At 65.4% G+C, this 22823-nt stretch carries 20 protein-coding genes; 15 read left to right on the top strand and 5 right to left on the bottom strand.

The window, feature by feature from the left end; translation table 11 throughout:
- Positions 1–15 precede the first annotated feature (15 nt).
- Positions 16–483 carry a hypothetical protein gene (locus tag ASD15_RS31265; RefSeq protein WP_229418401.1) on the bottom strand — a complete coding sequence of 156 codons (468 nt, stop codon included), beginning with the start codon at positions 481–483 and terminating at the stop codon, positions 16–18.
- Positions 484–506: 23 nt separating this feature from the next.
- Complete coding sequence (locus ASD15_RS31270) at positions 507–692, bottom strand: hypothetical protein (RefSeq protein ID WP_057158965.1); 186 nt, start codon at positions 690–692, stop codon at positions 507–509.
- 285 nt (positions 693–977) lie between these two features.
- On the opposite strand from ASD15_RS31270, the gene ASD15_RS31275 reads away from it, so the two are divergent.
- The 14 genes from ASD15_RS31275 to ASD15_RS31340 all read left to right on the top strand — a co-directional run bounded on the left by ASD15_RS31275 (position 978) and on the right by ASD15_RS31340 (position 16824).
- Complete coding sequence (locus ASD15_RS31275) at positions 978–1277, top strand: hypothetical protein (RefSeq protein WP_057158966.1); 300 nt, start codon at positions 978–980, stop codon at positions 1275–1277.
- 164 nt (positions 1278–1441) lie between these two features.
- Entirely contained in the window at positions 1442–2809 is a 1368-nt protein-coding gene (locus ASD15_RS31280) for a GIN domain-containing protein (RefSeq protein WP_082552266.1), read from the top strand.
- A 290-nt stretch (positions 2810–3099) separates the two neighbouring features.
- Positions 3100–3993 (top strand): BadF/BadG/BcrA/BcrD ATPase family protein, encoded by an 894-nt coding sequence (locus ASD15_RS31285; RefSeq protein WP_057159016.1) that lies wholly within the window; start codon positions 3100–3102, stop codon positions 3991–3993.
- 24 nt (positions 3994–4017) lie between these two features.
- Positions 4018–4752 carry a GntR family transcriptional regulator gene (locus ASD15_RS31290; RefSeq protein ID WP_200954133.1) on the top strand — a complete coding sequence of 245 codons (735 nt, stop codon included), beginning with the start codon at positions 4018–4020 and terminating at the stop codon, positions 4750–4752.
- On the top strand, positions 4749–5864 hold the full coding sequence (nagA, locus tag ASD15_RS31295) for an N-acetylglucosamine-6-phosphate deacetylase (RefSeq protein WP_057158967.1): 1116 nt from the start codon (positions 4749–4751) through the stop codon (positions 5862–5864). Before ASD15_RS31290 ends, nagA begins: the two co-directional genes overlap by 4 nt.
- On the top strand, positions 5854–6867 hold the full coding sequence (locus tag ASD15_RS31300) for an SIS domain-containing protein (protein ID WP_057158968.1): 1014 nt from the start codon (positions 5854–5856) through the stop codon (positions 6865–6867). The genes nagA and ASD15_RS31300 overlap by 11 nt, the downstream gene beginning before the upstream one ends.
- A gap of 33 nt (positions 6868–6900) precedes the next feature.
- On the top strand, positions 6901–8397 hold the full coding sequence (locus ASD15_RS31305) for an ABC transporter substrate-binding protein (protein ID WP_229418402.1): 1497 nt from the start codon (positions 6901–6903) through the stop codon (positions 8395–8397).
- 17 nt (positions 8398–8414) lie between these two features.
- A complete protein-coding gene (locus ASD15_RS31310; RefSeq protein WP_229418403.1) occupies positions 8415–9260 on the top strand; it encodes a carbohydrate ABC transporter permease in 846 nt (281 codons plus the stop codon).
- On the top strand, positions 9257–10078 hold the full coding sequence (locus ASD15_RS31315; RefSeq protein ID WP_057158970.1) for a carbohydrate ABC transporter permease: 822 nt from the start codon (positions 9257–9259) through the stop codon (positions 10076–10078). Before ASD15_RS31310 ends, ASD15_RS31315 begins: the two co-directional genes overlap by 4 nt.
- Positions 10075–11562, top strand: coding sequence for a beta-N-acetylhexosaminidase (nagZ, locus tag ASD15_RS31320; protein ID WP_057158971.1), 1488 nt, complete (start codon positions 10075–10077; stop codon positions 11560–11562). Before ASD15_RS31315 ends, nagZ begins: the two co-directional genes overlap by 4 nt.
- Before the next feature lie 109 nt (positions 11563–11671).
- Complete coding sequence (locus ASD15_RS31325) at positions 11672–12979, top strand: MFS transporter (protein ID WP_057158972.1); 1308 nt, start codon at positions 11672–11674, stop codon at positions 12977–12979.
- 4 nt (positions 12980–12983) lie between these two features.
- Entirely contained in the window at positions 12984–14114 is a 1131-nt protein-coding gene (locus ASD15_RS31330) for an ABC transporter ATP-binding protein (protein WP_057158973.1), read from the top strand.
- Between the two features lie 94 nt (positions 14115–14208).
- Positions 14209–15513, top strand: coding sequence for a lipopolysaccharide assembly protein LapB (locus ASD15_RS31335; protein WP_057158974.1), 1305 nt, complete (start codon positions 14209–14211; stop codon positions 15511–15513).
- 69 nt (positions 15514–15582) lie between these two features.
- Entirely contained in the window at positions 15583–16824 is a 1242-nt protein-coding gene (locus ASD15_RS31340; RefSeq protein WP_157201214.1) for a DUF5009 domain-containing protein, read from the top strand.
- Position 16825: 1 nt separating this feature from the next.
- Here the strand turns inward: ASD15_RS31340 and ASD15_RS31345 are convergent, their stop codons facing one another.
- The 3 genes from ASD15_RS31345 to ASD15_RS31355 all read right to left on the bottom strand — a co-directional run bounded on the left by ASD15_RS31345 (position 16826) and on the right by ASD15_RS31355 (position 21734).
- The gene (locus ASD15_RS31345; RefSeq protein WP_229418404.1) at positions 16826–17986 is read right to left on the bottom strand and encodes an acyltransferase family protein; all 1161 of its coding nucleotides are present in this window, start codon (positions 17984–17986) and stop codon (positions 16826–16828) included.
- On the bottom strand, positions 17983–19017 hold the full coding sequence (locus tag ASD15_RS31350) for a hypothetical protein (RefSeq protein ID WP_057158977.1): 1035 nt from the start codon (positions 19015–19017) through the stop codon (positions 17983–17985). The genes ASD15_RS31345 and ASD15_RS31350 overlap by 4 nt, the downstream gene beginning before the upstream one ends.
- A gap of 74 nt (positions 19018–19091) precedes the next feature.
- Entirely contained in the window at positions 19092–21734 is a 2643-nt protein-coding gene (locus tag ASD15_RS31355; protein ID WP_057158978.1) for a TonB-dependent receptor, read from the bottom strand.
- Between the two features lie 344 nt (positions 21735–22078).
- Between ASD15_RS31355 and ASD15_RS31360 the strand changes: the two genes are divergently transcribed.
- Positions 22079–22819 (top strand): GntR family transcriptional regulator, encoded by a 741-nt coding sequence (locus ASD15_RS31360; RefSeq protein ID WP_057158979.1) that lies wholly within the window; start codon positions 22079–22081, stop codon positions 22817–22819.
- The last annotated feature ends 4 nt before the right edge of the window (positions 22820–22823 follow it).

The raw sequence follows: 22823 nt of genomic DNA on the forward strand, positions 1-22823 counted from the left end.
CGCTGCGGCCCGCCGTCAGCGCAGGGCAGGCGGCAGCGGCTTGAACTTGGCGCAGTAAATCTTGGCCCTGCGGTCGGCGTACACGATGCGGCTGCCCAGCGCGGCTTGCCGCACCGGAAAGCGCGAATTGTCAATTTTCGCATACCGCAGCCCATCCTGGGCAATGATGGCTTCTTCCAGCTTTTCCGGCGTGCTTTCAGCCACCGCGCCAACGAACACCATGGGCCAGCTGTCGTCGCTGACGATCACTTCCACGATCTCCTGGCCCCACAGCCGCGCGTCCTCGGTGCGGAACCACCAGGCGCCGCCTTCGCGCTTGTATGGCGGGCCGAAGAACTTGACCATGTAGTCATAGTAAAAGCGGTTGCTGGTTTCGTCGCGGCACAGCAGGCCACTGCCGATCACCGTGCCGAAAGTGGTGGGCGGCGCAGCCTGCGTTGCCGGCAAGGCCAGCAGCAGGCTCAGCGCGAAAACGGCTGTCAACGAGGGGGGCAGGCAGCGCATTACTAGATTTTGGACATCCACGCGCGGTTGGCGCTGATCTTGGCCTTGGCGGCCGCCGGCAACGCGTCATAGCAGCCGGGATACTGCTTCAGCGCGCTCTCGCGCACTTCCTTCTGCAAACCGTTTATCAGGAAGACATAGAGAGTGCCACCTTCGCTGGTTTTCCTGGTCCCTATGTATTTGATCATGCTGATTCTCCTTCCCGGCTTGGCATGCGCTCCGCCGGCGTCGCTCTGCAACCATTATGACATCTCTGGGAGCTTCTAATGGTATTTCGCGTGGCTATGCCGCTACACAACTTAACGGTATGGAACCGGGAAATCTATAGGGCGCCGATAATTGCTGACATTGGAATTGTGCATTGCGATTATGCGGCTTTTTCAAGCCAATGGCGCTGTATACACTGGGCTCATATTGATGTGGAAACACTTCTTCCCTCTTCCCTCTTCCCTCTTCCCGCAAGGAGCCAGACCATGAAATCGCTGAAACTGATTGCCGCCCTGACCGTCCTGAGCGCCGCCTCCGCCTTCGCGTCCGACGCGCCCAAGGCCGAAGCACAAGCCCCGGCCGACGCCAAGCCGGCCCCGGTGCTGCTGGCAAGCGCAGCCACCCCGGCCGCCGCTGCCGGCCTTGCCACCGCCGTGGCCGCCCCCCTGGCACCGGCCAAAAAAGACATTGGCCGCTCGCGCGCCGAGGTGCAGCGTGAAGCCGTCGAGGCGGTGCGCAACCATGAAAACACCCTGTCCAGGGACTTGAGCTTCTATACCAGATAAGCGCCCTGCCCCTGCCTGTGCGGCGCTGCATTTCAGCGCCGCTATTTTGCAGTTGATCCCGCGATTTCGCGCTTTCATCCCATTCCGCCTACCGCGCGCTGCTTTTTATCATATTGTTCACACACTTCCCGCCCCCTGGGTGAAAACTACAGTGTGAAAACTATATGAATAAGCTGATCAAACAAACCGCCCTGGCCTCCCTCCTGGTAGCGGGCGGCGCCATCTCCCTGGCCAGCCGCGCGGAAACCGCCCCGTCCAACGCCGTGGCCAATGAAGCACGCCCGGTGGCGGCCTTCACGGCCATCGAACTGGCCGGCCCCTACAACGTGGTCATCAAGGATGACGGCGGCCGCGCAGTGGAAGTGCGCGGCACCCGCAAGCAGCTGGACAACCTGGAAACCATAGTGCAAAACGGCACGCTGATCGTGCGCCCGGTCAAGCGCAACGGCTTTTCCTTCCAGTTCGGCAAGACCGCCGAACCGCCCACCGTGCGCATCAGCGCGGCAGGCCTGAAAAGCCTGATTGCAGGCGGCTCCGGCGACGTGCGCGCCGACCTGATCAAGGGGCAGCAATTCGCGCTCACGGCCAGCGGCTCCGGCGACGTGGAAGCCAGCGGCGCGGTCGGCAACCTGGTGGTGCGCGCCGGCGGCAGCGGCGACCTGGACATGCGCCAGCTGAAAAGCGGCAGCGTGAACCTGCAGATGAGCGGCTCCGGCGACGTGCAGGCCGGCGCCGTCAGCATGGACCTGAACGCCGAACTGAGCGGCTCGGGCGACCTGGAAGCCACCGAGCTGCGCACCAACACCGTCAACGCGCTGATGCACAGCTCCGGCAGCGTGACCCTGGGCGGCAGCAGCAAGGAAATCCGCGCCGAGATTACCGGCTCGGGCGACCTGGAGGCGTGCGGCCTGGCAGTGGAAAACGCCAGCGCCATGCTGCGCAGTTCGGGCAACGCCTGCATCGCCGGCAACATCAAGAAATTCGACGCCGAGGTACATGGTTCGGGCGACCTGAGCGCGCGCGGCCTGGCCAGCAACAATGTGCGCGTCATCCTGGACAGCTCGGGCAGCGTGGAACTGTCCGGCACCAGCAATACGCTGAGCGCCGAAGTGAACGGTTCGGGCGACCTGGACGCCAAGGGCCTGGTGGTGGCGCGCGCCGTCACCCGCAACCGCGGCCCCGGCAATATCTTCCTCAAGAAGGTGAGCGACTCGCTGGACGCCGAAGTGCGCGGTTCCGGCGAGCTGAAAACCACCGCTGAATGCAAGGACGTGAAACTGACCATGAGCGGCCCGGGCCAGGTCCACCTGGACGGCAACACCGCCAACCTGAACGCCCGCCTGAGCGGCTCCGGCAACCTGGAGGCGCGCGGCCTGGTGGCCAAGCAGGCCGACGTGGTGGTGCGCGGCCCGGGCAGCGCCTGGGTCCACGTGCAGGGCAAACTGAACACCGAGGGCAAGCAGTCCGGTGCGGAAGGCTCGCGCATGGTGATGATAGATCGCAGCGGCGTACGCCCCAGCCGCGACAATTGACGGTGGAGGCGGGCCTGCGGGTCCGCCCAGCCAGACTTTCCCGAACGCCCGGCCCCGAGCCGGGCGTTTTTGCGTTTACGGTCCCGCCCCCTGAAAATTGGCCTTATGCCAGACCAGATTCAATACCAACGCAACAAAATAATTTACCCTTAAAAAACAAAGATATAAGCAATAATTGCCGCCTTGGAAAGCAAGTCCACTTAACCCAAATACAATACCAGTTAAATACCTGTTGACAAGCTGGTTAGGCAACCATATAGTGCCCCACAGCTCCTCACATACACATGAACATGATCGAATTCTTAATCGGCGTCGATGGCGGCGGCAGCGGTACCCGGGTGCGCCTGATGCGCAGCAACGGCGCGGCGCTGGGCGAAGGCGACAGCGGTCCTTCTGGCCTGCTGCACGGCATCAAGAACGCGTGGTCCTCGGTCGAGGATGCGGCTGCGAAAGCTTTCAAGGCCAGCGGCCTGGACTATCCGGCGCGCGAGCGCATCGCCATCGGCCTGGGCCTGGCGGGCGTGCACAACCGCCAGTGGGCAGCCAATTTCGTGGCAGCCAATCCCGGCTACGCGGCCGTGGCGCTGGAAACGGACGCCTACACCACCGTGCTGGGCGCCCACCAGGGCCAGCCGGGCGCCATCATCGCGCTGGGCACCGGCAGCGTGGGCGAAATCCTGCTGGCCGACGGCAGCCGCAAGGAAGTGGGCGGCTGGGGCTTCCCGGCCGGCGACGAAGCGGGCGGCGCCTGGATCGGCCTGCGCGCCATCAGCCACATCCAGCAAGTGATCGACGGCCGCGCCGAAGGCGGCGCCTTCGCGGCCACTGTCATCAATGCCTGCGGGGGCGAACGCAACGCCATCCAGGTGTGGCTGGCCAACGCCACCCAGACCCATTATGCGCACCTGGCGCGCATCGTGCTGCAGCACGCGGACACGGACGAGGTGGCGCGCGCCATCCTGCTGGAGGCGGGCCGCCAGGTAGCCTTGATCGCGCAGGCGCTGGACGCCTCCGGCAAGCTGCCGATCGCGCTGTGCGGCGGCCTGGGCGAGCCCCTGCGCGCCTACCTGCCATCCCAGCTGCTGCAGCGCATCGTCGCGCCGCAGGGCGACTCGGCCGCCGGGGCGCTGCGGCTGATCCAGCAGCATCTGCAGCACTCGCAACAACACCAGACCAACAACTAAGCACCCACCAGCAAGGAGCCACCCGTGCTAGACCAGTTGAGCGATTTCAGGCCGGACCATGAAAGCGACACGCCGCTGTACATGCAGCTGGCGAACAAGCTGTCCGACGGCATAGCCAGCGGCGACTGGCGCGCCAACGAGGCGCTGCCGTCCGAACGCGTACTCTCTGAAATGCTCGACATCTCGCGGGTCACCGCGCGCAAGGCCATCGACATGCTGTGCGACCGCGGCATGCTGACCCGCAAGCGCGGCTCGGGCACCTACATCACGCCGAAACTGGAACAGCCGCTGTCGCGCCTGACCAGCTTCTCCGAAGAGCTGCGCCAGCGCGGCTTCACGGCTGGCTCGCGCTGGCTGCAGCGCGAGATCGGGGTGGCGGCGCCGCTGGAACTGCTGTCGCTGGGCCTGTCGCCCAACATGGCCGTGGCGCGCCTGAAGCGCCTGCGCACCGCCGACGACGTGGTGATGGCGATCGAAACCACCACCATCCCGGCCACCTACATGCCCAACCCGCACAGCGTGACGGGTTCCCTGTACGGCTTTTTGGAAGCCAACGGCACGGTGCCGATGCGCGCGCTGCAGCACATCCGGGCGGTCAACGCGACCACCGAGCAAGCCAAGCTGGCCAACATCCAGCCCGGCGAAGCCATGCTGCATATCACGCGCGTGAGTTATCTCGAAAACGGCGCAGCGGTGGAGCTCACGCACTCCTACTGCCGCAGCGATTATTATGAATTTGTAGCGGAGTCGCGCAGATGAGCGATGTAACGATCCAAGGCAATATCCTGACCCCGGCCGGCTGGCTGAGCGGCGCAATCTCGTTCGGCGAACGCATCGCCGGCATCAACGGCGCGGCAGTCGACCCGCAACTGAACGGCGACGACTACATCCTGCCCGGCTTTATCGACCTGCACGTGCATGGCGGGGCCGGCAAGGACGTGATGGAAGGCGGCGACGCGGTGCACACCATCGCCAGGATCCACGCGCAGCACGGCACCACCAGCATGCTGGCCACCACCATGACGGCGCCGCCGGAAGACATCGACATCGCGTTGACGGCCATCGGCCGGGCGGTGCGCCAGCGCGGCAAGAACGAGGCGCGGGTGCTGGGCGCCCACCTCGAGGGCCCGTACATCAATTCCGGCAAGCTCGGTGCGCAGCCCAATTTTGCGCGCGCCGCCACGCTGGCCGAAGTGCAGCGCCTGGAAGCCATGGCGCCGCTGCGCGTGATCACCGTGGCGCCCGAAATCGCCGGCCATCTCGGCCTGGTGCGCGAACTGGCCGACGAAGGCATGCGGGTGCAGATCGGCCACACGCTGGGATCGTACGAAGACGGCGTGGCGGCGCTGGAGCACGGCGCGGCCGGCTTCACGCACCTGTTCAACGCCATGAGCGGCCTGCACCACCGCGAGCCCGGCATGGTGGGCGCCGCGCTGGCGCACGCCGAATACGCCGAGCTGATACCGGACCTGCTGCACGTGCATCCGGGCGCCATCAAGACCGCGCTGCGCGCCATACCGCGCCTGTACTGCGTCACCGACTCCACCGCCGCCACCGGCATGCCGGACGGCGAATACATGCTGGGCCGGCACGTGGTCCACAAATGCATGGGCGGCGTGCGCCTGCCCGACGGCACCCTGGCCGGCAGCACCCTCACACTGGACCAGGCGCTGCGCAACCTGGTCGGACTCGGACTGGACCTGGCGGACGCCTCGGCCCGGGTCTCAACCAATGCGGCCGACTACATCGGCCTGCAGGAACGCGGCCGCCTAGCGCCGGGCGCGTATGCCGATCTGGTGGTACTGGATCGCGATCTCAAACTCAAAGCCGTATATATCGAAGGAGAACGTTGTGACCTCAATGATGCTTAAAGAAGCCCTGTCCGCCGCTGAATGCGTCGCGCTGCAACTGGCGAACGACGCGGACCGCTACGCGGACCTGGGACGCAAATTGAGGAGCACGCCCTTCTCGACCGCGCTGACGGTGGCGCGCGGCAGCTCGGACCACGCCTGCAACTACATCGCCTACCTGATCATGGCGCGCCTGGGGCGCGTGGTGGCCTCGCTGCCGATGTCGCTGGTGACCCTGCACAAGTCGCCGCTGATCACGCGCGACACCTTGACCATCGCCGTGTCGCAGTCGGGCCAGAGCCCGGACGTGGTCGAGCCGATCCGCTACTTCCGCGACGGCGGCGCCACCACCGTGGCGCTGGTCAACGACATCGACTCGCCGCTGGCGCAGGCCGCCGAGTGGTCGATGCCGCTGCGCGCCGGCAAAGAGCAGAGCGTGGCCGCCACCAAGAGCTTCATCACCTCGCTGGTGGCCGGTGCGCGCCTGGTGGCGCAATGGCAGAACGACCCGGAACTGCTGGCCGGCCTGCAGGCACTGCCCGAGTCGCTGAGCAAGGCCACCGAGGCCGACTGGTCGCAGGCGCTGGACGTGCTGGCCCCGGCCAAGAACATCATGGTGGTGGGACGCGGCATCAGCTTCCCGGTGGCGCTGGAATCGGCGCTGAAATTCAAGGAAACCTCGGCGCTGCAAGCCGAGGCGTTCAGCGGCGCCGAGATCAAGCACGGCCCGATGGCGCTGATCGAGGAAGGCTACCCGCTGCTGATCTTCGCCACCCGCGGTCCGACCCAGGCCGGCCTGCTGGCGCTGGCCGACGAGATGCGCGGCCGTGGCGCGCGCGTGCTGCTGGCCGCGCCGGACGACGTGGCCCAGCGCGACCTGACCTTGCCGGTGGCCGCCACGCCGGACCTCGATCCCATCGTCGCCATCCAGGCGTTCTACGTGATGGCTGCCAAGCTGTCCGCCGCGCGCGGCATGGACCCGGACCGTCCGCGCCACCTGAGCAAAGTCACCAAGACCAATTAAGCAAGCCAAGCTGCGCCCTGCCCCGGACCATCGATGAGAATCAAGACACTGCTGACCGCATTGATGGCCCTGGGCGCGGCAACGTGCGCCCTGGCTGCGCCGCCGGTTCAAAAAATCGAATTCTGGACCTTCAGCATGAAGCCCAAATTCACGCCCTATTTCGAGGGCCTGGCGCGTAATTACGAAGCCACCCATCCCGGCGTCAAGGTTGAATGGGTCGACTTCCCATGGGACATCATCCAGACCAAGCTGGTGACCCGCATCGTGGCCGGCACCCCGCCCGCGCTGGTGAACCTGAACGTACCCTGGGCCGATGAATTCGCCCGCGACGGCCTGCTCACCCCGGTCGACGACCTGCTGCAAGGCGCCCGCCAGCGCTACCTGGCCAGCACGCTGGAAGACCTCACCTTCGGCGGCAAGACCTACGGCTTCCCGATGTACAGCAACGTCGCCGTCATCAGCTACAACACCGAAATCTTCAAGGCTGCCGGCCTGACGCGCGCGCCGCGCAGCCTGGACGAGCAGCTCGCCTTCGCGCGCCAGATCGCCCAGCGCACCGGCAAGGCCGGCCTGTGCCCGGCCTTGGCCAAGATCGACGGCCTGATGATGCAGCAAGGCCTGCCGGTGATCAAAGACGGCCGCGCCGCCTTCAACTCGCCCGCACACGTGGCGCTGATCGCCAAGCTGGCCGAGACCTACAAGGCCGGCGGCCTGCTAAAGGACAGCCTGTTCGCCGAAGACAACTTCCCCGCCGCCATTGACGCCTACAAAGGCGGCCGACTTGGCATGCTGCTAGCGCCGCCGACGGCCGTCAAACGCATCGAAACCGACGCCAAAGACATCTACGCCAAGACCGACGTGGCCCCCGCGCCGCTCGGTCCGACCGGCATCGCCGATGGCGGGTGGCTGGTGCACTTCGCCGTGCCGGCCGGCGTGGACAAGCAACTGCTGCCGCAGATCGGCGAGTTCGCGCGCTACCTGACCAACGACGCCAACCAGCTGGCGTTCGCCAAGCAGGCCAGCGTGTACCCGGCCGCGGCCAACGCGGCGCGCGACCCGTTCTTTCTGGCGGTGCCGGCCAATGCAGGCGCTGCGGAAAAAGCGGTGTCGGCCGGAGCGGTCTCGATGCCGCATTCGCATACGCTCTACGTGTCCGGCGTCACCGACTATGACGAGTTGCGCCGTTCTCTGGTGAAAGCCGTCGAAGCGGGCGTCACCGGCCGGCAAGACATCAAGCAGGCGCTCGACGCCGCTGCTGCCATCTGGAACAAGAAGCTCTCCCGCCAAAGCAAGCTGAGCCGCATTCCCCCAATTCGGGGTCTGACCCCGAGTCAGGAGAATGCGGCTCAGCTCGTTTCCCAGCGGAACGCGAAACCTGCCGAGATTCGCATTGCAGCGGCGACAGTTTCGCCAATGACGGTGCCGGCGTCACTCTGGGAAGAAGGCGAGCTGAGCCGCATTGCGCGCACACGGGGTCTGACCCCGGGGTTGGAAAATGCGGCTCAGGCTGCTTGGGTGGGGCGGCTGTGAGCGCGCGGCGGACGACGTTGGCGGCGTGGCTGTTCCTGGCGCCTGCGCTGATTTTGCTGGCGGCGTTTTCGTTCTGGCCGGTCGGCTTCGGCTCTTACCTGGCTTTCACGGACTACAGCCTGATCCGCCCCACGTCTTGGGTGGGGCTGGACAATTTCCGCTACATCTTCGATAACGAGATGTTCGTCACCGGCCTGAAAAACTCGCTGGTGTTCCTGCTGATGGTGCCCTTCGTGCAGCTGGGCGCGCTGGGACTGGCGGTACTGGTGAATAACCAGCTGCCCGGCATACGCCTGTTCCGCGCGGCCTTCTATGTGCCCGTGGTGACCACCGTGTCGGTGGTCGGCATCATGTGGGGCTTCATGTTCCACGAGCAGGGCGCGCTCAATTACGTGCTGATGGCGATGCGCTTCGTCGATGCGCCCATCGGCTGGCTGTCGAACGATACGCTGGCCCTGTTCTGCATCATGTTCGTCACGCTGTGGCGCGGCCTGGGCTGGTACATGGTGATGTACCTGGCCGCGCTGCAGGCCGTACCGGCCGACATGCAGGAAGCGGCCATCCTCGACGGCGCCAACCGCTGGCAGCGCTTCTGGAAAATCACCGTGCCCACGCTGCGCCCCACCATCATGGTGTGCACCATCCTGTCCGTGCTGGCGGCGCTGAAGGCTTACCAGGAAGTGGACGTGCTCACGCAAGGCGGCCCGATGAACTCCACCTTCACGGCGCTGTACTACTCCTACGACCAGGGCCTTAAGCACCTGAAGCTGCCGCGCGCGCTGGCGGCCAGTTTCGTGGTCTCTGTATTCTGCGTCGGCATCGCCATGCTGTGCCTGCGCTATCTGAAGCCGAGCCACAAATGACGATCGCAATCAAGCCACGCACTGTCCTGCATTACGCCGCGCTGTGCGCCATCGCGCTGGTATGCGTGTTCCCGTTCTGGTGGACGGTGGTGACGGCCGTTTCCACGGAGGGCAACATCTTCGCCTTCCCGCCCACCTTCTGGCCCAAGTCGCCGTCGCTGGTCAATTTCGAGGAAGCGTTCCGCGTCATCCCCTTCCTGGCCTTCTTCAAGAACTCCATCCTGATCGCCGCGTTCACGGTGTTCTGGAAGCTGGTGCTGTGCTCGATGGCCGCCTACCCGCTGGCGCGCATGCATTTCAAGGGCCGCCGCCTGGTGTTCGGCCTGATTTTGGCCACGCTGGTACTGCCTTCCGAAGTGAACTTCCTGGTCAACTTCATCACCGTCACCAAACTGAGCCTGGTGGACACCTACGCCGGCGTGATCCTGCCCAACGTGGTGACCGCCGTCGCCATCCTGCTGCTGAAGCAAGCCTTCGAGGAAGTGCCGCAGGACCTGATCGACGCGGCCCGCGTGGACGGCGCTTCCGAGTGGATCATCTTCACCCGCATCATGCTGCCGCTGATCGCGCCCTGGCTGGCCACGGTGGGCATCCTGACGGCGGTGGAGGCCTGGAACGAATACATCTGGCCTTCCATCGTGATGAGCAAGCCGGACGAGTTTCCGCTGTCGGTGGGCGTGCTGTACTTGCGCGGCACCTTCGGCAGCAGCACCCGCGTGATCGCCGCCGGCACGGTGCTCACCATCCTGCCCACGCTGGCAGCTTTCCTTTTCACCCAACGTTATTTCATGCGCGGCATGGACGGAGCAGTCAAATGAATCACCAGGAACTTCGAAAAATCGCCGGTCAACTGATCATGATCCGCTTCCCCGGCACCGTGCTGGACGAGGCCACCGCCGAGTTCATCCGCACCAACAGCATCCGCGGCGTATGCCTGTTCCGTGGCAACATGGCGGACTCCGAGCAGCTGGCCAAGCTGACCGCCGACCTGCGCGCGGTGATGGGACCGGACGCGCTGATCGCCATCGACCAGGAAGGCGGCGCCGTGGTGCGCTCGACCTGGGTGCCGGCGCCGCCGGCCGCCATGGGCCTGGGCGCGGCCGACGACACCGACCTGGCCTACCGCACCGGCGCGGCCGTGGCGCGCGCGGTCAAGTCGCTGGGCTTCAACTGGAACTTCGCGCCGGTGCTGGACTTGAACAACAACCCGAACAACCCGGTGATCGCCGAGCGCTCCTTCGGCGCCGAGCCGCAGCGCGCCGCCGAGCTGGCGATGGCGTGGATGGCGGGCAGCCATGCGGAGGGCGTGGCTTGCTGCGTGAAGCACTTCCCCGGCCACGGCGACACGCACGTCGATTCGCACCGCGACCTGCCCACCGTGGACAAGCCCTTGTCGGAGCTGGAGAACTTCGAGTTCAAGCCCTTCAAGCTGGCCGCGCCCACAGCGCCCGCGATGATGACGGCGCACATAGTCTACCCATCCATTGATGCGGACAATCCGGCCACCATGTCGCCCGCCATCCTGGACGGCCTGCTGCGCAAGCAGTGGAACTACCGGGGCGTGATCATCACCGACGGCATGGACATGCATGCCATCGCCGGCCGCTACGGGGTGGGCAACGCCGCCGTGCGCGCGCTGATCGCCGGCGCGGACATGGTGATGGCGCTGGGAACGCCGGCAACGCAGGACGAAACCTTGAACGCCATCGCCGCCGCGCTGGCCGAGGGCTCGCTGCCGCAGGCCGCCGTGGACCAGCGCCTGGCGCGCCTGACCGCGCTGGCGCAAGCCTATCCATGCAAGCCGCGCTCGTACAAGGAAGACGCCGCCGACCGCCAGGTAATGGCCGAAGGCTGGCGCCGCGCCCTGACCGCGCGCGGCAATCCGCAGCGCCCCGCCGCCGGCGCCAGGGTGCGCCTGGTGGCGCGCCAGGACGTGGTGAGCGATGGCGTATCGGAAGCCGGCGTACCGGCCGCCGTGGTGGCGGCGTCGCTGGGCAGGCTGTACGACGTGGAACTGGTGACCTACTCGGACGCCGACGCCTTCGACTGGTCCGCGCTGCCGCAGGATGGCCGCTACACCATGCTGGCCTCGACCTCCCGCCTGCGCTACGGCGCCCATGCGCGCGCGACGTGGAAGCCGGACCTGCACCTGGCGCTGTGGAATCCGTACCAGGCGCTGGACATCGACGCGGCCGCACTGATGACCTACGGCTTCGCCGCGCCCGCGCTGGAGGCGGTCAACGCCTGGCTGGCCGGCGCGCTGGAAGCGCAGGGCCGCTGCCCGGTGCCGGGATTCGATTGACACCGCCATGGCGGGTTGCGGGCGCTGCGCGCACCGCCCCGCCCTACGGTATTGCCGCGCGCCGCCAACTGCCCGGCCCAGACAACTATAACGACAGGATGACGCAATAATGGACAAGACCGCCACCCGCAGCCCGCTGGCCTGGGTTCCCACGCTGTACTTCGCGCAGGGCCTGCCCTTCTTCGCCGTGGCGCTGATCGCCGGCCTGATGCTCAAGTCGATGGGCGTGCCGAACGACGACATCGCGCACTGGACCGCCTACATCGGCCTGGCCTGGGTGCTCAAGCCGCTGTGGAGCCCCTTCCTGGAACTGGCCGCCAGCAAGAAGGTCGTGGTGGTCGGCTTCCAGCTGGCCGGCGGGGTCTGCCTCGGCCTGGTGGGGCTGGCGCTGCAACTGCCGTTCTGGCTGTCGGCCTGCGTGGCCATGCTGGCCCTGGTGGCGATCTGCTCCGCCACCCACGACATCGGCTGCGACGGCCTGTACATCGCCAGCCTGACCGAGAAGCAGCAGGCCGGATACGCCGGCTGGCAAGGCGCCTTCTTCAACGCGGGCCGCTTCATCTCGCTGGGCGGGCTGGTGATCCTGGCCGGCTACCTGGAAAAGTCGCAGGGCGTGGTACCCGCCTGGACCATCATCTTCTGCATCCTGGCCGCCACCATGATCGCGCTCGGCCTGTATCACAGCTGGGCGCTGCCGCCGGCCTGGAACGCCGTCACCGCCGACGCCACCGCCGCCGGCATCGCCCGCACGCTGAAGGACGTCATCATCGACTATGTCAGCAAGCCGGGCATCTGGGTCTCCATCCTGTTCATCATCCTGTTCCGCGCCGGCGAAGCGCAGATCCAGACCATTGGCCCGCTGTTCCTGCGCGAGGCGCGCAACCTCGGCGGCCTGGGACTGACCACCTCGGAAGTGGGCGCCGTGTATGGCACCACCGGCACCATCGCCTTCCTCATCGGCTCCATCGCGGGCGGCTACTTCACCTCCTGGCTCAGCCTGCGGCGCGCCATCCTGTGGCTGATCCTGGCGATGAACCTGCCCAACGCGGCCTTCTATTTCCTGTCCACCTACCAGCCCACCGACCTGCCCCTGATCGGCGCGGCGCTGGGCGCGGAGATGTTCGGCTACGGCTTCGGCTTCGTCGGCATCATCCTGTACATGATGCAGGTGGTCGCACCCGGCAAATACCAGACCGCGCACTACGCCTTCTCCACCGGCATCATGCAGCTGGGCTTTGTACTGTTCAAATACGTGAGCGGCACCATCCAGCTCTCGCTCGGCTACCAGAAGTTCTTCGTCTGGGTGCTGCTGTCGGCCATTCCCGTGGCCGTGCTGTCGCAGCTGATACCGATGGCCTCGCGCGCCGCCAAGGACCAGCCGGCGGCTGGGGCGCAAGAACCTGCCACCGCGAGCTAAGCCCATGTCCAGCGTCAGCCTGAAAGGCGTCGTCAAGCACTACGACGCCAAGCACCCCGTCATCCACGGCGTGGACCTCGACATCGGCGACGGCGAGTTCGTGGTCTTCGTCGGCCCGTCCGGCTGCGGCAAGTCCACCCTGCTGCGCATGATCGCGGGGCTGGAGAGCATCACCGGCGGCGAACTGCATATCGGCGAGCACCTGGCCAACGACGTGGCGCCGGCCGAACGCCGCATCGCCATGGTATTCCAGTCCTACGCGCTATACCCGCACATGACGGTGTACGAGAACATGGCCTTTGCCCTCAAGCTGGCAGGCCACAAGGCGGACGAGGTGCGGCAGATGGTCGAGCGCGCCGCCGCCATCCTGCAGCTCACGGCCCTGCTCAAGCGCAAGCCGAAAGAGCTGTCCGGCGGCCAGCGCCAGCGCGTGGCGATCGGCCGCGCCATCGTGCGCAAACCGGAAGTGTTCCTGTTCGACGAACCGCTGTCCAACCTGGACGCCAGCCTGCGCGTGCAGATGCGGGTGGAAATCAGCCGCCTGCACCAGGAGCTGAAGACCACCATGATCTACGTGACGCACGACCAGGTGGAAGCGATGACGCTGGGCGAACGCATCGTGGTGTTCAACGGCGGCCGCATCGAGCAGGTGGGCGCGCCGCTGGAGCTGTACAACAACCCGGCCAACCTGTTCGTGGCGGGCTTTCTCGGCTCGCCGAAAATGAACTTCATCCCTGGCGAAGTGATGGCCGCCGGCCCGCATTTCGTGGCGGTGATGGCGGCCGGCGGCGCGCTGGTGGAAGTCGCCGCCCAAGGGGGCGGCGCCCAGCGCGGCGAGCGCGTCACCATCGGTATCCGCGCCGAGCACATGGCGCTGCGTCCGGCCGCCGTGCTGGACGACCAGCTCGCGCCGCAGGAAGAAAACCTGCTTGAGGCCACCGTGGGCCACGTGGAGAACCTGGGCGACCAGTCCATCGTCTACGCCAACCTGCCCGGCGTGCCGGACATGGTGGCGGTCAAGCAGGCCGCCGGAGGCCTGCAGCTGGCGCCCGGCAGCGCGGCCCGGCTGCACCTGCCGGCGGCGCGCTGCCTGCTATTTAATTCCGACGGACAAGCTTACGCACGCGGGGTGTAACAGCGGTTACAATTCACGCACTTTTGAAACCCGGCGCGCTTCCCTTTTTATGGGAGAATATGCGTTTGTCTTTATTTAGATTGAAGGATTATCCATGTCCAAGTTTCGTTTCGCACGTACCAGCCTGATCGTTGCCGCACTCGGCCTGAACCTTGCGCCAGCCCTGCTGGTTACTGCGACCGCCGCCGAAAAGGCCGCGCCCGCACCGGAAGCACCGAAGCCTGACACCGTGCGTCCTGAACTCTTCAAACTGCTGGATCCGGCCCAGATCAAGGAACTGATGGCGGCCAAGAACTACGCCGAAGTCCAGAACCGCATCACCCAGGCCGAAGCGATGGCGAACCTGACCCCTTACGAGACCTTCGTGCTGAGCCGCATGAAGGTATCGCTGGGCTCCGTCACCCAGAACAACCCCATGACCATCCAGGGCCTGGAAGCCGTGCTGGCGTCGGGCAAGCTGCCGGCCGCCGACCAGGGCGACTTCATCCAGGCGCTGGGCAATCTGTACTACAACGGCAAGGACTATCCGAAAGCCATCGCCACCTTCAACAAATACGCCGAAGTAACCGGTGACGCCACCAAGCTGCGTCCCTACGTGCTGCGCGCCTACTACTTCAACAACGACTTCGCCACCGCCAAGGCCGAACTGCTGAAGGACCTGGAAGCGAACACCAAGGCCGGCAAGACGCCCGCGCTGGAAGAGCTGCAACTGCTGGCCAACACCGGCGCCAAGTCCAAGGACACCGCCACCTATCTGATCGCCGTCGAGAAGCTGGTGCAGTTCTACCCGACCGACGACTACTGGATCGACCTGCTGAGCCGCACCCAGGGCAAGTCCACCTACTCGACCCGCTTCGCGCTGGACGTGTACCGCCTGGAGAAAGCCGCCGTATCGAAGATGGCGCAGGAAGACTACATGGAAATGGCTGAACTGGCGCTGCTGGCCGGCCAGCCGATCGAAGCGAAAAAGGCCATGGACGCGGGCTACGCAGCCGGCGTGCTGGGCACCGGCGGCAACGCGGACAAGCACAAGAAGATCAAGGCGCAGGCCGACAAGCAGGCAGCGGACGACGTGAAGAACATCGCCAGCGGCGAAGCGTCGGCCAAGAAATCGAAAGACGGCACCGGCCTGGTCAACCTGGGCTACGCCTACGTGACGCTGGACCAGTTCGACAAGGGCATCGACCTGATCCAGCAAGGTATCGCCAAGGGCGGCCTGAAGAACGCCGACGACGCCAAGCTGCGCCTGGGCTACTCCTACGCGCTGGCCGGCAAGAAGGAAGAAGCGGTCAAAGTGCTGGAAACCGTGCAAGGCGCCGACGGCCGTGCCGACCTGGCCCGCTACTGGATCCTGTGGGTTAACCGCCCAAGCACCGCAGCCGCCACTGCAGCCAAGTAATATTTCCCAAGGAACAAATGGGGTCAGGGTTAATTAGCTGCTTAATTAACCCTGGCCCCATTTTGCATTTTGGCTACGTCCCCCCGCCTCCTCAGTCTCGACGCGTTCCGCGGCTTCGTCATCCTGGCCATGATCTGGGTGAACTATGTCGCCGGCATGCCGGGCATTCCTTATTGGCTTGAGCACGCCGGCCCCACGGCGGACGGCATTACCTTGCCGGACCTGGTGTTTCCTGCTTTCTTGTTTATCGTGGGCATCGCCATTCCGCTGGCGCTGCACCGGGAGCAAGGCCGCTTCAGCGCCGCGCTGCTGGGGCGCTTGCTGTGGCGCGCCGGCAGCCTGATGGTGGCGGGCGTGGTGCTGGCCAACGCCTACCGCTACGATGCCGCCGCCGCGCTGCTGCCGCGCGCGGTCTACTTCCTGCTGTTTTACGTGGCGATGATCTTGCTGTGGCGCCAAACCGCGCAGCGCGGGGCGGCCTTCTGGGCCGGGCTGGCGCTGATGCTGTTCCTGCTGCTGTCCTTCCGGGGCCAGCTGAACGCGGAGTTCAGCAGCGTCTACCTGCAGCACACGTGGTGGGGCATCCTGGGGATGATAGGCTGGGCCTACCTGCTGTGCAGCGTTATCTACCTGGCGGTAAACGGCAAGCCGCTGCTGCTGCTGGCCGCCTTCGGGCTGCTGATCGTGCTGTACCTTGTCGGCACCGCCGGCCTGCTGCCGCTGCCGCAGGCGCTAAATGAAGTGGTCAACGTGCCGCAGGTGCTGGGGTCCACCTCGGCCAATGTACTGGCGGGCACGCTGATGGGAACGCTGTTCCTGCGCCGCGCACAGCCCGAAGGACTGCGGCCGGTGTCGCCTGCGGTGCCCGTGCCGCCGGCGCCTGCAGGCAATGCGCTGCTGCACCGGCGCCGCGTGATGCTGATGGCCTGCTTCGCCGTGGCGCTGTTCGGCGCCGGCATGCTGCTACGCCCCCTGCACGGCATCAACAAGGTCCATGCCACCGAGTCGTACACGCTGGTGTGCTCCGGACTGGTGCTGGCGCTGTTCATTCTGTTCTACGTGCTGATCGATGTGCTGCAGTGGCGCTGGTGGAGCGTTGCGCTGATGCCGGCCGGCGCGAACGCGCTGTTCGCCTTCATTGCGCCGGACCTGTGGGAGCAGTTGGCGGCGGTGCTGCGGATGCCGCGCTGGTGGTGGCCTTACCTGGAGTCGGGCGGCGGCGCCGGGCTGCTGAACGCCGCCGCGCTGACCGTGGCGATGATGGGACTGACAGCGCTGGCCAACCGGGCCGGCCTGCGCCTCAAGTTCTGACTCAGACTTTGATATAGATCCGCCGGCGGTCCATCAGGTAGCCAACCGCCCAGCAGGCCAGCATGAACGTCACCGCGAACAGCAGCGAGGCCACCTTCGGCGGCGCCAGCGCCTGGAAGGTATGCGCGTACAGCCAGTCGTAGCCGTTGCCGTTGCCGGCCTTGGTCTTCACCAGGATCACCACCGCCAGTTCGGACAGCAGGTAAATGAACAGGGTGTTCTTGCCGAACACTTCAAAGAAGTAGGTCCAGCGGCGGCGGCCGCGCATCTCGATCAGGTAAATCAGCAACGGCAGCACCAGCAGGTCCAGGCCTACCGTGTACAGCGCGTAGGAACTGGTCCACAGCTTTTTGTTGATGGGCAAGACCATGTCCCAGCACAGGGCCACGCCAACGCACAGCACGCCGGCCATCATCAGTTTCGCCAGCGTTTCGTAGTTGGCTCCCTGCGCCAGTATCAGCCTGCCGGTGAAGTAGCCGGCAATGACGTTGACGGTGGCAGGCAGGGTGCCAAGCAGGCCTTCCGGATCGAACGGCAGGCCTTCGCCGCGGTACAAATGGCGTTCGCCCAGCAGCCACAGGTCGGCCTTGCCGGCGGCATTGCCGGCCAGTGTGTAGTCGCCTCCCAGCGCCAGCATCAGCCAGTAGCCCAGCAGCGCCAGCACGCAGTAGGCCAGCGCCCCCTTCTCCTTCCAGAAATATAGGATCAGCGAGGCCAGGCCGAAGCACAGGGCGATGCGCTGCAGCACGCCCGGAACGCGCGTGCCCGACAGCGGGATCAGGCTCCAGTTGCCCGCGCCGTCCACCGCCACGAAGGGAAACCAGAACAGCAGGAAGCCGAGCAGGAAAATAATGGCGCTGCGCCTGCCGACCTTGGCCAGTACCGCGCCTTGGCCCAGGCGTGCGTACTTGGGCTGGGCGAAGCTGAGTGCGTTGCCGACCACGAACAGGAATGTGGGGAAGACCCAGTCGGTGGGGGTGAAGCCGTGCCATTGCGCGTGCAGCAGCGGCGCGAACACGGTGTTCCAGTCGCCCGGCGTGTTGACGATGATCATCAGTGCGACGGTCAGGCCGCGCAGCACGTCCAGCGACAGGTAGCGGCTGACTGCGTTGACGGCGGACTGCGCCGCCGACGCTGGCGCGGCAGAAGGCAAAGCGCTCACCTGCCCGCCTCCGCAGCTTGTGCGTGCGCCTGCGCGCGCGCCTTGGCGTGCTCCTGCAGCGCGCGCGCGTAGGCGCCGGCAGGCACGCCGGGCATGCCGCTGCAGGCGGCGTCCGCGCCCTTCACTTCGGTGCGGCAGGGCGTGTCGCGGTCGGTCGACCAGAAATGCAGGCCGGCCAGCTTGAGCTTGCGCGCTCCGCGCGCCATGGCGTCCATGTCGGCCACGGTGAACACATTTTCCACCACGTCGTTCACGCCTATCATGGCGGTCAGCTCGATCCGGTTGTAGGGCACCTGGTACTTCTCATGCACGTTGCGTGCCGCCTGCAGCGCCGAGGCACCCATGTCGCAGCGGCCCTTGCGCACCACGCACACGTCCTTCGCCGCCGGGCCGTAGTCCATCACCATGATGTTCAGCGTGTAGTCTTGCAGCCCGTTGCGGCGCACCGACTCCAGCACGGTCTCGGCCATCCCGTTCAGGCTGCGGCGGCTGCCGTCCGAGGCCGCGTGCGTGGCCACCGTAAAGCTCATGCGCAGATGCGGGCGCCGTGCCTGCGCGGCCACGACGCGCTGCACCAGCGAGTCCACCTGCTGCCCGGTCTGCCCTGCCTCGATGTCGAAGTCGAGACCAATCAGCTGCGGCGACTCGTAACGCCTGATGAAGCGCTCCATGCCCTCGTCGCTGCCGCAGGTGAAGACGTTGCCCTGCCCGCCGGTGGAAATGATGTAGCCGATACCAGCCGCCGCGAAGGCCGCCACGTTGGCCTCCGCCACCGCTTGCGCGGGCTGGCCACCCCAGTTCTCCTCGCCGCATTCGCCGCTGGCGAAGGCCCAGGTCAGGGGCTGCCTGCTGTGGCCGGTATAGGGCACGCGCTGGCCGTCCGGGGCGATGGTGATGGCGTTGCTGGCCGGGTCGTTGTGGATGGCCAGGTGCTTGTAGGGACTGTAGACCACGCGCGGCGCCGTGTCCGCGGCGTAGGCCGAACCCGTTATGGCGCCCGCCAGCAGCGCCGTTTTAATCAAATTATGCATTCCCGCTCCAGGAAGAAAAAAGGCAGGGCCTCCGAGGAAGCCCTGCCCTGTATCGCGTCAGACTTCAGCCGGCATTACATCTTGCCGCGCACGCCCAGGAAGAACTGCTTGCCGTTCTTGTAGAAGGCGCGCGGCTGCTCCTTGGTGGAGGCGTAGGACTTCAGCAGCGGATCGTTCAGGTCCTTGCCTTCGAACGACAGCGTCAGGTTTTCGGTCAGGTTGTAGTTCAGCGCCAGCGACACGGTGCCCACGTCGTCCTGGTAGATCGCGCTGTTGCGGTCCAGGCCGTTCAGGAAGGCCGAGCGGAAGCTGTAGTTCACGCGTGCGCTGAACTTGTCGTTCTCGTAGAACACGCTGGCGTTGTACGAGTTCTTCGAGGTGCCGATCATGCTGCAATCGCCCAGGTCCGCGCAGGCCGATTTCGGCGCCTTGCCGGTTTCCTTGCCGTCCGCGTAGGTGTAGTTCACGCTGGCGCCGAAACCGTTGCCCAGATCCTGCGAATACTGCAGCTCTACGCCTTTCACGCGGGCCTTGGTGTTCAGGGCCGAGCTCATGTTGTAGTTGGTGATCGAGTTGGTGGACTGGTTGTAGAACTGCGCCACCGAGGAGCCGAAGGTCACGTAGGAACCCAGGTGCATGTCGTACACGCTCATGGCGATCAGCGACTTCGGCATGAAGTACCACTCGACGCCGGCTTCCACGTTGTTCGAGTAGATCGGCTTCAGGTTCGGATTGCCGCCGGTGCCCGAGAAGGTCAGGTCGTTCAGGCTCAGCGAACCCAGGGCGCCGAAGTCCGGACGCGCCAGGGTGCGGCTGGCGGAACCGCGCAGCACCACGTCGGAGGTCAGGTCGGTACGCAGGTTCAGGCTGGGCAGGAAGTCGTTGTAGGTCTTCGAGGTGTAGACCGGTTTCCAGGCGGTGTTCGGCGAACCGTTGGCCACGTCGATTTCGGTCTTCACGAAACGCACGCCGAAGTTACCGCTGACAGGGCCCACGTTCAGGTCCGCCATCGCGTAGGCGGCATGCGCCTTTTCGGCGATCTGGAACTCGTTCTGGTAGGCGTGGCTGTCGAACTTCACGTACTTGTCGCCCCATTCCTTCATCGATTCTGCGGTGAAGGTCCACGGATTCTGCAGCACATTGCTCAGCGGGCTGGTTGGGTAGGTCGTCAGGCCGGTCGGGCGGTTGGCCAGCAGTTTACCCGCGTCGGCCACGGTGCCCTGCAGCCAGGTCAGCTGGCGGTCATGCTTGGCCGTGCGCAAGCCCATGCGGATGGTCGGCACCATGTCCCATGGGGTCTTGTAGGTGCCATCCACCTGGCCGTAGGTTTCCTTGTCCTTGGCGGTGGTGTCCGATGCCCAGCCGCCGAAGAAGTCGGCGCCGGTACGCGGGCTGAAAGTGCCGGCGTTGTCCACGGTGACGGTGGCGGGCGACATGCCGTTCATGGTCAGGCTGGTGCCTGAATAGGCCAGCCATGCTTCGTAGCCGTAGTCGCGGGCGTAGCCGGTGCCGCGCGTGGTGCCGACCTGGCCGGTGAATTTCAGGTCGTCGTTGACGCGGTATTTCCAGTCCACGTTGACGAACTTCGAGTCGCTGTACGAACCTGGACGGGCAATAATGTCCTGCACCGACGGGCCCATATTGGCACAGCTGGCGACCGGGCAGGTTTTCGGGAAGGTGATCGAGGTGATCTGGTTGCCGGTGATGGTGTAGGCCGACGGCACCACGCCGCCCACGCCGGACCAGTTGTTCGACAGCGGCTGGTACGGTGCCAGCATGAAGTTGGCGTTGACGTTGTCCGCGTCCAGGCGGGTGTACAGGCCGCTCACGTCGAAGCTGAAGTCGCTGTTGACTTTCACTTCCACGTCGATCATGCCGCCCTTGCGTTCGCGCTTCTGCTGGAACAGCGAGGAGCCGGTCAGCATGGACAGGTATTTGTTTTCCACTTCAGGATTTTTCGCGATCCAGTCCGGTGCGAAGCCCTTGGTCAGCTTGTCCCACCACAGGAATTCCTGGCCCATGCGGCGCAGCGTGCGCTTCTCGTCAAACACCTGGACCAGTACCCCCAGGTTGTTTTCCTGGTTCTTCCAGTTGGCCAGCGCGCTCACTTGCAGGTCGGTCTTCTTGGCCGCGTCGCCGTAGGCGCCTTCGATGGAACCCATCAGCGTCAGCGGTTTCTTGAAGCTCAGCGGCTTGCGGGTTTCGATGTCCACATTGCCGGCGGCGCCGCCTTCGGTCAGGTTGGCCTGCGAGCTCTTGTGCACGGTCACGCGGCCGATCAGTTCGGACGGGAACATCGAGTAGCTGACCGAACGGCCGCCGCCGGTGATGTTGGAGATATACCAGTCGCCGCTCGAGACGGTGTGGCCGTTCAGCGTGGTCAGGGTCAGGTTGGACGGCGTGCCTTTCAGGCTGACGCGGTCGTTTTCACCGAAGCCGCCTTCGGCGCCGCCGGCCGTGGCGACGGACACGCCAGGTACGCGCTGCAGCGAGTCGGCGACGCTCTTGTCCGGCATCTTGCCCACGTCTTCGGCGGTGATTACTTCCACCTGCGAGTCGGCGTTACGCTTCTGGTTGATCGACTGCGCCAATGCGGCACGGACGCCGGTCACGGTCACAACCGCGTCTGGCGACTTGGATGCATCCTGCGCCATGGCGGCGGTGCTGGTGATCAGGATGGCGACCGCAGTGGCGATCGGTGTCAAATTGCGCTTCATGTACTCCCCCTTGATTGTGGCCTTCGGTGAAAGCCCGTCCGTTTTAAGTAGATCCTCTTGCAGACCGCCGCGCTCCCCGCAACGCCCCGCAGATCCATCTATACAACCACTAACAAAACCAATTCAACGCCAATATACTCTCATCCAATACCAGAACACTACCAATTTTCGTATTTTTTTCACATGTTGTTTGCACCACACAGACCACTTTGCCAACATTCCGCCTTAGATAGCGCTACCTCCCTCTGTGGTTGCGCATGCGCAATGCAAACCGCTAGCATGCCGGTCTTTTTTTGGTATTATCGGAGCGCATAAAAGTAGACAAAAACAACAGGGGACCAGACATGACATCGCTTCAACAGATCATGCAGCACCTGGGGCAGACCAGCAGCCAGCCCCTGTACCAGCAGTTGCAGCGTGCGCTGCGCGAAGCGATCGACAAGCGCATTTTCGGACCCGACGAGGCGCTGCCGGCCGAGCGCCAGTTGGCCAACGACCTGGCCATTTCCCGCATCACGGTGCGCAAGGCCATTGACGGCCTGGTGGACGAAGGCCTGCTGGTGCGGCGCGCCGGCTCCGGCAATTTCATCAACACGCGGATAGAAAAGAACTTCGCCAAGCTGACCTCGTTTTCAGAGGACATGCGGGCGCGCGGACGCACGCCGCGCAGCGTGTGGCTGAAGCGTTCGGAGGGGACGGTGACGCCGGAAGAGGCCTTGCGGCTGCGGCTCAGCCCCGGCGCGCCGGTGTACCGCTTCAACCGCATCCGCTACGCGGACGAGATACCGATGTGCCTGGAGTACGCCACCATCGTCGCCGGCGCCCTGCCCTCGCTGGAGGCGGTGGGCGTGTCGATGTACGAGGCGCTGGAGCAGGCCGGCAACCGGCCGGTGCGCGCGCTGCAGCGCCTGAGCGCGCTGCTGCTCACCGGCGAGCAGGCCGCGCTGCTGCAAGCGAAGGAAGGCGACGCGGGCCTGGCGGTGGAGCGGCTCGGCTTCCTGCGCGACGGCCGCGCGGTGGAGTTCTGCCGCTCCTACTTCAGGGGCGACATGTATGACTTTGTCGCCGAGTTGAGTACGCCGTAGCCGC

The sequence above is a fragment of the Massilia sp. Root351 genome (assembly GCF_001425045.1).
GTDB lineage: Bacteria > Pseudomonadota > Gammaproteobacteria > Burkholderiales > Burkholderiaceae_D > Rugamonas.